Origin of the sequence: Micromonospora musae (assembly GCF_003626545.1) — a bacterium.
Classification (GTDB): Bacteria; Actinomycetota; Actinomycetes; order Mycobacteriales; family Micromonosporaceae; genus Micromonospora; species Micromonospora musae.
On the sequence record NZ_RAZS01000012.1, the window covers coordinates 23083 to 34607 of the forward strand.

Consider the following 11525-nt stretch of genomic DNA (forward strand, 5'->3'; position numbering starts at 1 on the left):
CGACCGGCCGCGTTGGAGTCGGGCCTGGATACAACACCGGTATCCAGGCCCGACTCCGCCTTGCCGGACCGCCGCCTGGACCTCGCCGCGACACCGCCAACGTTCCTGGACACCGCACTAGCCGGCGGCGGCGGGCAACCGCTGCGGCACCGGGTCGGCCTCGGACGCGGCGGGCGGCGGCCCGTCGTCGGGCCCGGGGAACCAGAGCCCGGCGACCAGGCCGCGCGGCTCGCCCGCCCACATGGTGAGCCGTCCGCCCGAGGCGTCGACCAGCACCGCCGCGATGGCCAGGCCGAGGCCCGCGCCGTCCAGGTTCTGCACGTCCGGCGCCCGCCAGAACCGCTCGGTCGCCTGGCCGAGCTGGCTGGCGGTCATTCCCGGCCCGTTGTCGCGCACCTCGAGCGCCACTCCACCCTCGTGGGCCGCCACCGTCACGCTGACCTCTCCGCCGGTGCCGCTGAACTTGACGGCGTTGTCGATGAGCGCGTCGAGGGCCTGGTCGACGGCGGTCGGGACGGTCCGGGCGTACACCGGCGCGTCGCACGTGACGAGGTTGAGCGCTACCGATCGGTGCCGGGCCAGTGGTCGCCAGGCAGCGACCCGGGAGGCCGCCACCTCGGCCGCGTCGACGGTGACCCGCTCGTTCTCCTGACGCTCGGCGCGGGCGAGGGTGAGCAGCCCGTCCAGCACCAGCGCCAGCCGGTCGGTCTCCTCCAGGGCGAGCCGGTGCTCTGCCCGGCCCTGCGGATCGGTCAGGCTCGGGCCCAGCTCCTCCACCCGCAGCCGCAGCGCGGTCAGCGGGTTGCGGAGTTGATGGCTCGCGTGGGCGACGAAGGCCCGTTGCCGGTCCATCACGTCCGAGACCGCGTCCGCCATCGTGTTGAAGCTGGCCACCAGCCGGCGCAGCTCCGGCGGGCCGAGGTGGTGCTGCACCCGGGCGCTGCGGTCACCCTTCGTGATCTCGTGGGTGACCGCGTCCAGTTCGGTGACCGGTCGCAGCACCCAGCCGGCCAGCCCGAAGGCCGTCAGCACACACGCCAGCACGGCGAGCAGGCCGATCCCGGCGAGCAGCAGCCACCAGGTGGTGACCGTACGGCGGAGCGCGGCGGAGGGGCTGGCGGTGACGACCGCCCCGAGCACCTCGCCGCCGTCGTTGATGGGCACCGCGACGATCACCGGCCCGCTCTGCCACGGCCACACCGACTCCGGGCCGCTGACCTGCTGCCCGGCGAGGGCAGCGTCCAGCGCCAGCGTGGTGCCCGGGGCGCCGTGCCAGCTGATCGAGTCGACGACGGTGTCGCGGTCCCGGTCGACCACCACCGCGCCGATGCCGTAGAGCGCGTCGTAGCTGCGCAGCTCGCTCTGCAACGGGCCGGTGCTGCCGCCGCGCAGCGCGGGCCCGGCGAGCGAGGCGAACCGGGTGGCGTCGGCGAGCCGGTCGGCGCGTACCCGGTCGGTCTCCCGGGTGGCGAGGATCAACGCGAGCGGGGTCTCCAGCGCGATGAGGACCAGCACCATCAGCAGCAGGTAGCTGATCACCAGCCGACGACGCACCGGATCACCTCACTCGCTCCGCAGCCGATAGCCGATGCCGCGTACGGTCTCCACCAGCCGGGGATCGCCGAGCTTGCCGCGCAGCGAGCCGACGTGCACCTCGACGGTGTGCCGGTCGGTCCACGTGGTGCCCCAGGCGTCCAGGAGGATCCGGTCGCGGGGCACCGCCACGCCGGGCTGCCGGGCGAGGGAGAGCAGGACGTCGAACTCCTTGCGGGTGAGCGTGACGTCCCGGCCGTCGACGGTCACCGTACGCGCCGACACGTCGATGCGGACCGCACCGGCCTCGATCAGGTTCCGCTCCGGCGCGGCCTGCGCCGTACGACGCAGCACCGCCTCGATCCGGGCCTGCAGCTCCACCATCGAGAAGGGCTTCACCACGTAGTCGTCGGCGCCGAGCCGCAGGCCGAGCACCCGGTCGCGCTCCTCACCGCGGGCGGTCACCGCGATGATGCCGAGTTGGCTGCTGCGCCGGCGCAGCTCCCGGCACAGGTCCGTGCCGTCCCCGTCGGGCAGGGTCAGGTCGAGCAGCACCAGGTCGCACGGCGCCGCGGAGAGCGCCGCGGCGACCGTCGCCGCGTGCTCGACCTGGTAGCCGCGGCGGCTCAGCGCGGACGACAGGGCGGCGGCCACCCGGCGATCGTCCTCGACCAGCAGGATGCGCACCGTGCCCCCCATCCGTCGAACCCTCGTCCTGCGAAATGGTGGCAGAAGCTGGGTGCGGGCGGGAGGGCCGCCCCGGTGGCAGGCCCCGCCGGACGGCCGAGGCCGCGGCTGCCGGCCCGCCCGACCACGCCGGGCGGCGCGTCGGCGGGCCCGGCGCGGGCGCGGGTCGGGCCGGCGGTCAGAGACCGAAGGTGTCGTCCGCGATGCCGTCGCGTACGCCGTCGACGAAGCCACGGAAGGCCGGGTCGTCGTGGCTCGCGGGCACGCTCGTGATGTTCTCCCCGGTGGCCTCGGTGACCGCGTCGACCAGGGGTGGGTAGTCGAGCTCCGAGTCGCCGAGGGAGTCGTCGTCCCCCTCGGCCAGGTTGATCACGTACTGCACGTCGTCGGAGGGGGTCTCCGGATCCTGGGCCCAGTCGCTGCCGGCCTGGTAGCACTCGTCGTACAGCGCACGCTGGCTGTCGGTCCAGTCGTCGTCGTAGTTCCGCATCGCCCATCCCTCCGCGATCCGCTCCACCTTCGAGCATGCCGGGCCGGACCCGGGCCTCGGGCCGGTACCGGGGAAACGGCGCGCGCCGGTCGTACCCACAGCCGCCCGCGTACGCTGCTGAAATGATCTACAAGCTGCTGCCGACGATCGAGTGGGACGACGCCCGCGCCGCCGGCCACCTCTCCGGCACGGCGGTGGACCACCAGGACGGCTTCATCCACCTCTCCGGCCACGACCAGCTGGTGGGTACGGCTCAGCGGCACTTCGCCGGGGCCACCGGGCTGACCCTGCTCACCGTGGACCCGGCCCGGCTCGGCGAGCGCCTGCGCTGGGAGCCGTCGCGCGGCGGGGAACTCTTTCCGCACCTCTACGGCCCGCTGCCGGTGGCGGCGGTGGTCGAGGCACGGGCGTTGCCGGCGGACGTGCCGGCCGCCGACGCGGTGGCCGCGTTGATCGGTTGAGGGCTCGCTATGCTACGCCGGGTCCCGCGCCCGGCCCGCACACTCCGTCCCGTCGCCGGCGCGGCAGCCCGATCCGCGCGGCCGCCGGCCGGTCTCCCGGCGTACGGCGGCGCGGCTCACCGACGGCGCCCCGGCGCACCCTGCGACCCGATGCGAGTTGAACGATGACTGACAACACTTCCCCGGCACCCTCCGTCTTCGTGCACCCCACCGCCGAGGTGGAGGAGGGCGCCCAGGTGGGCGACGGCACGAAGGTCTGGCACCTGGCCCACGTCCGGTCGTCGGCGACGGTGGGGGCCGGCTGCGTCATCGGCCGCAACGTGTACGTCGACGCGAACGTCACCGTCGGTGACCGGGTCAAGATCCAGAACAACGTCTCGGTCTACCAGGGCGTGACCCTGGAGGACGAGGTCTTCGTCGGGCCGAGCGCCGTCTTCACCAACGACTTCCGGCCCCGGGCGCAGAACCCGGACTGGACGATCACGCCGACCGTGGTGCGTCGGGGCGCCTCGATCGGCGCGAACGCGACCCTCGTCTGCGGGGTCGAGATCGGCGAGTACGCGATGATCGCGGCCGGCTCGGTGGTGACCCGGGACGTGGCGCCGTACCAGCTCGTCGTCGGCAACCCCGCCCGGCCGCGGGGCTGGGTCGACGAGAAGGGCGAGGTCATCTCCCGCGACGTGGCGAACCCGCCCCAGCGGTAGGGCCCACGAACGACGCGACGGCGGTGGACGGAGCACTCCGTCCACCGCCGTCGCGGATAAGCCGGGTCAGCCGCAGAGGCGGGCGACCTCCTCCCGGAACCGGTCCATCGGGTTCGCGTCGGCCGGGCCGAGCAGGTAGGTCTTCAGCTCCCGCCGGGCCTCGGTCATCGGGTCGTCGCCGGCGCGGGTCACCGCGACGATCTTCTCCAGCTCGCCGCAGTCGCGGGCCAGCAGGTACGCCGCCCGTGAGGTCGGGTACTGCCGGCGGAACTCGTCCTCCGGCAGCCCACCCGGATTCGCCACCACGTACGGCCGCTCGCTCTGCACGAAGTCCGAGACCACACTGGACACGTCGCTGATCAGCAGATCCGTCTGGTTGAAGCAGTCGAAGAGGCCCGGCGTGCGGCCGGTGACCACGAGGTGCCGGGTGCCGTCGAGGGAGGTCGCGTCGACGTCACCGCCGGCGGCCCGGATCAGCTCCACCACCCGCTCGTGCACCGCCCTGGCCTCCTTGGCCCGGGAGCCGGTCAACGGGTGCGGCTTGTAGATCAGCCGCAGTCCGGGCGTGGCCTTCAGCAGTCCCCGGACGATCCGCTCCCCCATCAGCACGAGCGAGGTGTGGTACGGATCGTCGTCCAGCCACCCCTCCCAGGTGGGGGCGTAGAGGACGGTGAACGGCCGGTCGACCGACTCCGCGCCGAAGGTGGTCACCCCGGCGAGCTGCGGGCGTCCGATCTCGACGATGTCGGCGTCGAGCACGCCGACCCCGGCGCGGGCGTACCGCTCCCGGCCGGCGAGACCGGCGACCCACACCTCGTCGTACACCTTGCTGTACGGGTTGACGCTCGCGGCCTTGTCGCTGTCGCCGTGCCCGACGAAGACGTGCTTCATGCCCGGCTCCCGGAGCATGTGGATGTTCGCTCCGACGTTCGCCGCGTAGAGCGCGGCGCGGATGCTGCCGAACTCCAGGTTCATGAAGTCCACACCGGCCGGTACGCAGATCACCGGCAGCCGGGTGTCGGCGAGTTCGGAGAACGCCTCCCGGCTGCGCATCAGCACCACCGCCCGCCGGTCGAGCGCCTCGGTCGGCGCGAGCCACATGTTCGCCTGGTAGACGTCCTTGGCCGGGCCGGCGAAGTAGAGCGCCGCCTCCGGCCGGTACGAGTCGAGCCAGCGCTGCACGGCGGGCATCAGCGGGCCGGGCCCGCTGCCACGGCCGCACAGCCAGGTGACGGCGACGATCGCGCCGACCACCGCCGCGGCGGCCAGCGCCGCCACGCCCACGGCGACGACCGGGGTGGCGGTGTCCCGCACCGCCCCGACGACCGCGGCGGGCGCGATCGCGATGTTGACCAGGGCCAGCCGGTCACCCGCGAGCCGGGACGTCCAGGCCGGCGGCCGGGGCGCGAAGTTGATCGGCCCCAGGTCGATGTTGCGGACCAGCGCGGAGACGGGGTTACGCCGGTCGATCATGGTGTTGAGCGCTCCGGCGAAGATCGCGATGAGCCAGACCGCGCCCGGCAGCAGCAGGATCAGGCTCAGCTCGCCCATGCTCGGGCCGACCGCGGCCACCACCAGCAGGACGGTGGCGAGGTCCCGGGCGAGCTGCCGGTAGTCACCACGCAGACCGACCTTCTCCAGGAGGGTGTGCGTGGCGGGCGACCAGCGGGCGAGCGCGTACTCACCGGCGAGCGCGACCAGTCCGGCCACGGCGAAGACGACGGCCCAGCCGAGCGCCCCGGAGGCGAGCATCACGAAGTAGGCCACCAGCAGCAGCGCGCCACGGGCGGCGACTCCCGCCGGTCCCATCAACTTGCCGAACAACGAGGACGCTCCCATCGGGTGGGGCCCGGGCTCAGCCCAGGGCATTCTGGGGTCGATCGCACGAGCCGTCCGGTTTCGGTAACAACGGCCGGCGTCAGGGACCTTAACTCCATTCGATACATGGGTGACGGCCGGGTGCCACGCAACGGTCAGGCGGTGCGGCGGTAACAGGTGACCGCGCCCGGCGCCTTGCGCGAGGCGAACTTCACCAGGCCCAGCTCAGGGGCGAGATCACGAGCCTTCCGGTTGCCGTTGTAGACGCAGACCGTGCCGACGTCCAGTCGGTCCATCGCCGCGGCCAGCTCGGAGACCGGCGCGATCTGGTCCACGCCGTCCGCGAACGCCGCGAGTTTGAGCCGGTCCTGGGAGAACTGGGAGTTCATGTCGTAGTCGACCAGGTAGCCGTTACGGGCCATGACGACCCGCACCTCGCTGGTGACGATCGGCATGGTGCGCATCAGCGTCGACGGCGCGAGCAGTAGGCCCGGCGGGCGGTCGTCGAGGTTCCAGATCCAGAAGTCGATCTTCTGCCGCTGCTGGGGCAACTTCCAGGTCGGGCGCTCGTGGACCTCGACGAAGCTACGCACGGACCACATCGGCGTACCCGCCACCGCGAAGGCGCCGACCAGCACCGCGGCGAGCGCGGCACCCACCACCGCGCGCAGGGCGGCCACCCGGGCCAGCGGTGCGAAGTCGATCGTGCAGAGCAACCCGATCAGTGCGGGCAGGGGCACGAACCAGGGCACCCGCCAGAGCACCGCCGCCAGCCCGGACCCGGCACTGAGTGCCTCGAGCACCCCCGGGACGAGCAGCACGCTCATGGCCGCGGTCGCGCCCGCGGCGAAGAGCGCCGGAGTGCCGCGACGGACCAGGAACGGGCCGCACCACAGCCCGAGCCCGCAGATCACCCCGAGCACACCGATCAGCAGGGTCCGCCGGTAGGTGCCCTCCGCGTCGAAGAACTGGGCGCTGGCGATCACCGATGTCATCGGGCCCAGGGCGATGCGGGTGACGATCACCGCGCCGATGGGGTACGCCATGACGGCCACCCCGGCCACCAGGGCGTCCCGCCAGCGACCGACCAGCAGCATGCCCAGTCCGGCGGCGCCCACCAGCAACGGGAGGATCATCACGGAGGTCGAGGTGAGCCCGGTCGCGACGATCGAGATCGCGATGATCGGGGCCAGGTCCTTGCGCGAGCGGGTGTCGAACCAGCGGGTCAGGTAGACCCAGAGCAGCGGGACCACCGCCGAGACGAACATGCCCTTGCCCTCGTGCAGCCGGGGCAGGTGGAAGGTGCCGAGCGCGGCGTCGTCACCACAGACGAAGGCGAGGAAGGCGAGGGCGACGGTGAACGCCAGCACCGGCCGGCGCGGCGCCCAGCGCTGGATGAGCCGCCACAGCGACAGTGCCGCGAGCACCGCGAGCACCGGGAGCAGCACGTACCAGGTGGCCGAGGCGGCGTGGATGCCGAGGAACCGGCCGAGCGCGCCGGCCAGCACCTCGATCGAGGCGATCGGCGGCTGCGACGACAGCGGCGCGGCCACCTGCTCGGTGAAGAGGAAGTCGCGCAGCGGCACGATGTCGCGCTCGGCGACCCAGACCGACTTGCCGACGTAGAACACGTCGTCAGGGGTGTTCCGGGCGATGAAGAGCGAGGCGATGCCGACGAGCCCCGAGGCGACCAGGGCGTAGCCGGACTGCCAGGACCGTTCGGTGGGGGCGTCCGACCCGACGCCGGGACGGGCGAGCCAGGCCCGCCGGGTGAGCAGCACCGCGCCGACGGCGGCGGCGACGCCGGCGACCGCCGGCACCAGCCAGGGAACTCCGTCGAGGCCCGCAGTGACCGCGGCGAGCACCGCCGCCGCGATGGTCGGCAGCAGCCACCGCCGGTCCATCGTCGCCGCCGGGGATTCGGCCGGGCCGTCTCGTTCGTCGGAGGACGCCGCGCCGGTGCGGCGCCGCCAGCGCCGGAGGGCGACGTAGCCGCCGACGAGCACGCACCCGACCAGCCAGACCAGGAAGGTCACCGACGGCCGGAGGTCGAAGAGGAAGGCCGCGTGGTACAGGACGGTCCAGAGCGCGAACGCGTAGACCGCACCGTCGGTGAGTAGCGCCGGAAGAGCGCTGACGAGCGAACCGAGCCGCCGCGTCCTCGCCTGCTCGCGCTCGCCGGACGGCGCCGACGCGCCGCCCCGCTCGGTCACGAGGGTATCCACATTCGGCACGGCGCATCCTTGGTCTGGGTGGCGAACGAGGTGTGGGGTGGGCACCGAACCGGCACCCGCTGTTGTCCGGGCGGCAGCTTACCCGAAACCTTCGGGTCGCCGACCTCTGCGGGCAACACCGCAGAGCGGGGCACGGAACAGGCGAATGGTACGAATCAGACGACAAAGCCCCTGGCGCCCGGGACGTCCGGACACCAGGGGCAGGTACGCGTCGTGGTGCGCCTCAGGCGCCGGTGTCGTCGAAGAGCCGGCCGACCACCCGGTGCGCCGGCAGGATCCGCTGCCGCTCGACGTCGGCGTCGGCGGTGCCGGCGACGATGTCGAGGAAGTGGTCCAGCTGGGCGGCGAGCGGCTCCCGGTTCGTGAGCAGCTCCGGCACCTCGATGATGCTCTGCTGGCGGTAGCCGCGGCCGTCCGGTGTGGCGGCGTCCAGCGAGACGTGCCGGTAGATGGTGACGTCCTTGCGGATCAGGTCGGCCTCGATCAATCGGTCGACCTCGCTGATGACCAACGTCCGGACCTTGCGCTGTCCGATCCGGCTCGCGGAGACGTTCGCCATGGCGCCGGAACCGAAGCTCAGCAGGGTCTCGGCCAAGTCCTCGGCCTCAGCCAGCGAGTCCGGGTGGAAGTGGCCGAGCGTTCCCCGGACCAACGTGGGCTCCTCGCCGCCGAAGGCCTGGATGGCCAGGTCGACGTCGTGGATGAGCAGGTCCCAGGCGACGCCGGTGCGGATCCGCGGCGCGTACGGCGAGTGCCGGGTCGCGCTCAGGTGGACCGGACGGTCGACCAGGGCCAGTGCCGTCTGCACGGCGGGGTTGAAGCGCTCCAGCAGGCCGCAGAGCAGGGGAAGGCCGCGCTTCTCGGCGGTCGCGACGATCTCCTCGGTCTCGGCGAGGCTGCCGCAGACCGGCTTCTCGATCAGCAACGGCTTGTCGGCGGCGAGCACCTGGTGGGCGAGGTCGTGGTGAAACTCGGTGGGGGCCGCGATCACGACCGCGTCGACGTCGGAGAGATCGTCGGCGTCCGGCGCCCAGCCGGCGCCGTACTGCTCGGCGACCTGCTGACCGACCGAGGGCCGGGGTTCGATCACGCGGACCAGCTCGGCCCGCTCCGACTGCGCGACCACGCGGGCGTGCAGGGACCCCATCACCCCGGTACCGACCAGGGCGACACGCAGCTTGCCGCTCACGCGCCCACCGCCGTCCGGACGGCCTCGACGACCTGGTCGACCTCACCGTCGGTCAGGTGGTGGTGCACCGGCAGGGAGACGCACTGCCGGACGACGCGCTCGGTCACCGGGGCCGGGTCGGCGATGACGCGGGGGTGGTCGCGGTAGCAGTCGTAGTCGTAGACCGTCTTCGGGTAGTAGATGCCACAGCCGACACCCTGCTCGGTCAGCCGGGCGATCACCTCGTCCCGGCTGACCGGGGCCTCGTCGGTGATCAGCACGGTGTACTGGTGCCAGACGTGCGACCGGCCGGGCAGCTCGGTCGGCAGGCGCAGCCCGGGGACGTCGGCCAGGCCGGCGGAGAGCCGGGCGGCGTTGTCCTTGCGGCGCTTGACGCTGTCGCCGTACGTGGCGATCTGCGGGATACCGAGCGCGGCCTGCAGGTCGGTGAGGCGGTAGTTGTGGCCGGCCACCTCGTACTGGTAGCGCTGGCGCATGCCCTGGTTGCGCAGCACCCGCAGCCGGTCGGCGAGCGCCTCGTCGTTCGTCGTGATCATGCCGCCCTCACCGGTGGTGAGGTTCTTCGTCGCGTAGAGCGAGAAGGTGCCGAGCCCGAAGCTGCCCGCACCACGTCCGGAGATCGTCGCGCCCAGCGACTGGGCGGTGTCCTCGACCAGGCCCAGGCCGTGCCGCTCGGCGAGCGGGGCGATCGCGTCCATGTCGGCGGGCTGCCCGTAGAGGTGGACCGGCATGAGGACCTTGGTACGCGGGCCGATCGCAGCGGCGAGCGCCTCCGGGTCGACGCAGAAGTCGTCCTCGCGGATGTCGGCGAAGCGTGCGGTGGCACCGGCTTCCAGGATGGCGTTGAGCGTGGCGACGAAGGTGAAGGGGCTGGTCACGACCTCGTCGCCGGGCTGGAGGTCGAGCACCTCCAGCGCCGCGACCAACGCGGTGGTGCCGTTGTTGACCGCCACCGCGTGCTCTACCCCGACCACGTCGGCGAACTCGCTCTCCAGTCGAGCCACCATCGGCCCCTGAGCGATTCTGCCTGATCGGATCACTTCGACCGCCAGCTGTTCAGCCGCCTCGTCCAGCTTGACGACGGAAATGGGGATCACAGCGTCTCTCCTCGGGGGGTCGGTGGCAGCGAGCAGACGTTAACGGCGGCACACGCTCACAAATTACGTTGCCCGCCGTTGGATACGGAGGTCACGTCGGGGTGCGTGGCGGCACCAAGCCTGGGCTAGTGTAGTGCCTTGCTTTGTCAACCCCTCCCCCGATCGGGTGGACAACGACGCGGAGGCAGATAACCAGTGGTAGATACCGCTACGCGGCCCGACACCGAAGCCACCCCGGCCGCCGCTCCCCGCAGCTCCCGAAAGTGGCTGTCTCTCGCCGTACGCGTCGTGGTCATTGCCGCCATCGTGGCCGGGATGGCCTGGAGTGTCGTCGACCAGTGGCCCCAGGTCCGCTCGACCTGGCTGGGCCTGGCCTGGCCGTCAGTCGTCCTGTCGGTCCTCGCGGCGCTGCTGGGCATGGTGGCCAACACGATGGCCTGGCGGGCCGCCGTGGCCGACCTCGAGCACCGCGTCTCGATCGCCGCCGCACTGCGCATCTGCCTGGTCGGCCAGCTGGGCAAGTACATCCCCGGCAGTGTCTGGGCCTACGTGCTCCAGATCGAGCTCAGCAAGCGGGTGGGTCTGCCCCGGGCCCGGGCTTTCCTGGCCACCCTCGTGACCGTCGGGCTCAGCGTCACCGCCGCGCTCGGCCTGGGACTGCTCAGTCTGCCCTCGCTGCGGGAGGCAGCGGCGGGCGCCGACTCCAACTACGCCGAGCCGGTCCGGGTGGCGCTCTGGATCGTGGCGGTCCTCTTCCCGATCGCCCTGATCTGCGCGATTCCCCGGGTGCTCACCATGCTCGTGCAGCTCGCTCTCAAGCTGCTGCGCCGGCCGCCGCTGGAACACCGGCTCACCTGGCCGGGTGTGCTCCGGGTCGTCGGCTGGAGCGCGCTCGGCTACACCTTGTTCGGGGTGCACCTGTGGCTGTTGGCGAACGCGCAGGCCGCGCCCGGTGTCGGTGGGCTGCTGCGCAGCATCGGGTCCTTCGCGATCGCGATGACCGTCGGCATGTTCGCCTTCCTCTCCCCGTCCGGGCTCGGCGTGCGGGAAGCCGTGCTGGTGGCCGCGCTGGCGCCGTTCCTGCTGGGCAGTGGCGGGGTCGGAGCCGCGATGGGCATCGCCCTGGCGTCCCGGCTGATCTTCACCATCGCCGACGTGCTCGCCGCGGGCATCGCGGCCCTGTCCGGCATGCGGCAGCTGCGCGGCGGACCCGAAACGGTGCCGATCGGCGCGCCGACCGCCGCCTCCTGACGTAGCGAACGACGGGGGCCCGGTACGCCACGTGGCGTACCGGGCCCCTGTCGTTCGAGCG

Annotated in this window: 10 protein-coding genes; 3 read left to right on the forward strand and 7 right to left on the reverse strand. The window is 72.5% G+C overall.

What is annotated here, in order from left to right; genetic code table 11:
* Window positions 1–117: 117 nt before the first annotated feature.
* The 3 genes from D7147_RS26730 to D7147_RS26740 all read right to left on the reverse strand — a co-directional run bounded on the left by D7147_RS26730 (window position 118) and on the right by D7147_RS26740 (window position 2710).
* Window positions 118–1554, reverse strand: coding sequence for a sensor histidine kinase (locus D7147_RS26730; protein ID WP_120682499.1), 1437 nt, complete (start codon window positions 1552–1554; stop codon window positions 118–120).
* Window positions 1555–1563: 9 nt separating this feature from the next.
* Window positions 1564–2220 carry a response regulator transcription factor gene (locus D7147_RS26735; protein WP_120682788.1) on the reverse strand — a complete coding sequence of 219 codons (657 nt, stop codon included), beginning with the start codon at window positions 2218–2220 and terminating at the stop codon, window positions 1564–1566.
* 178 nt (window positions 2221–2398) lie between these two features.
* Complete coding sequence (locus tag D7147_RS26740) at window positions 2399–2710, reverse strand: hypothetical protein (RefSeq protein WP_120682790.1); 312 nt, start codon at window positions 2708–2710, stop codon at window positions 2399–2401.
* Between the two features lie 122 nt (window positions 2711–2832).
* On the opposite strand from D7147_RS26740, the gene D7147_RS26745 reads away from it, so the two are divergent.
* Window positions 2833–3171 (forward strand): DUF952 domain-containing protein, encoded by a 339-nt coding sequence (locus tag D7147_RS26745; protein WP_120682500.1) that lies wholly within the window; start codon window positions 2833–2835, stop codon window positions 3169–3171.
* A 164-nt stretch (window positions 3172–3335) separates the two neighbouring features.
* On the forward strand, window positions 3336–3875 hold the full coding sequence (locus D7147_RS26750) for an acyltransferase (RefSeq protein ID WP_120682502.1): 540 nt from the start codon (window positions 3336–3338) through the stop codon (window positions 3873–3875).
* 66 nt (window positions 3876–3941) lie between these two features.
* On the opposite strand, the gene D7147_RS26755 is transcribed toward D7147_RS26750, so the two are convergent.
* The 4 genes from D7147_RS26755 to D7147_RS26770 all read right to left on the reverse strand — a co-directional run bounded on the left by D7147_RS26755 (window position 3942) and on the right by D7147_RS26770 (window position 10213).
* The gene (locus D7147_RS26755) at window positions 3942–5699 is read right to left on the reverse strand and encodes a CDP-glycerol glycerophosphotransferase family protein (protein ID WP_199734279.1); all 1758 of its coding nucleotides are present in this window, start codon (window positions 5697–5699) and stop codon (window positions 3942–3944) included.
* A gap of 149 nt (window positions 5700–5848) precedes the next feature.
* A complete protein-coding gene (locus D7147_RS26760; protein ID WP_147437451.1) occupies window positions 5849–7927 on the reverse strand; it encodes a DUF6077 domain-containing protein in 2079 nt (692 codons plus the stop codon).
* Between the two features lie 223 nt (window positions 7928–8150).
* Window positions 8151–9116 (reverse strand): Gfo/Idh/MocA family protein, encoded by a 966-nt coding sequence (locus D7147_RS26765; RefSeq protein ID WP_120682506.1) that lies wholly within the window; start codon window positions 9114–9116, stop codon window positions 8151–8153.
* The gene (locus tag D7147_RS26770) at window positions 9113–10213 is read right to left on the reverse strand and encodes a DegT/DnrJ/EryC1/StrS family aminotransferase (protein ID WP_120682508.1); all 1101 of its coding nucleotides are present in this window, start codon (window positions 10211–10213) and stop codon (window positions 9113–9115) included. Before D7147_RS26770 ends, D7147_RS26765 begins: the two co-directional genes overlap by 4 nt.
* A gap of 195 nt (window positions 10214–10408) precedes the next feature.
* Between D7147_RS26770 and D7147_RS26775 the strand changes: the two genes are divergently transcribed.
* The gene (locus D7147_RS26775) at window positions 10409–11464 is read left to right on the forward strand and encodes a lysylphosphatidylglycerol synthase transmembrane domain-containing protein (RefSeq protein ID WP_120682510.1); all 1056 of its coding nucleotides are present in this window, start codon (window positions 10409–10411) and stop codon (window positions 11462–11464) included.
* Window positions 11465–11525: the final 61 nt, after the last annotated feature.

Excerpts from the sequence above, each read along its gene's own strand:
- D7147_RS26740 (WP_120682790.1), bottom strand. The coding sequence starts at position 2,710 with ATGCGGAACTACGACGACGACTGGACCGACAGCCAGCGTGCGCTGTAC.
- D7147_RS26745 (WP_120682500.1), top strand. The coding sequence starts at position 2,833 with ATGATCTACAAGCTGCTGCCGACGATCGAGTGGGACGACGCCCGCGCC.
- D7147_RS26750 (WP_120682502.1), top strand. The coding sequence starts at position 3,336 with ATGACTGACAACACTTCCCCGGCACCCTCCGTCTTCGTGCACCCCACC.